This window comes from Rahnella sp. PAMC25617 (assembly GCF_050606005.1).
Classification (GTDB): Bacteria; Pseudomonadota; Gammaproteobacteria; order Enterobacterales; family Enterobacteriaceae; genus Rahnella; species Rahnella variigena.
This window is the reverse complement of sequence record NZ_JBOCUM010000045.1, coordinates 1-339: the sequence shown is the minus strand read 5'-3', so window position 1 is coordinate 339 and position 339 is coordinate 1. Positions and strand designations below refer to the sequence as shown.

At 54.3% G+C, this 339-nt stretch carries 1 pseudogene; it reads left to right on the top strand.

The window, feature by feature from the left end:
• Positions 1 to 90 precede the first annotated feature (90 nt).
• A pseudogene (locus tag ACM615_RS23855) lies at positions 91 to 339 on the top strand (alpha/beta hydrolase fold domain-containing protein); the annotation flags it as partial.

Here is a 339-nt window from a genome sequence, read left to right as displayed (position 1 = left end):
TTCGCGCTTAAATCCCCACAATCAGGAAGAGATCATCATGGCACTGGAATCCGCAATTGCTGAGCTGGTTAACGACTTCATCGCTGCTGGCCGTCCGTCTTCCCGCAGACTGACTTCATGCATTCTGAAGCCAGTCCTTTGTGGCGCGATGACTTTGCCGGATTGCCGCCGGTTCACATCATCACGGCGGAATACGATCCGTTATGTGACGAAGGCGAGGCGCTGTACTCCCGGCTGACTGAGCAGGGTGTTGAATGTACTGCTCAGCGCTATCTGGGTGTCATTCATGGATTTTTCCAGCTCGGTGGGATCAGCAAGACAGCGCGAAATGTCATGCGG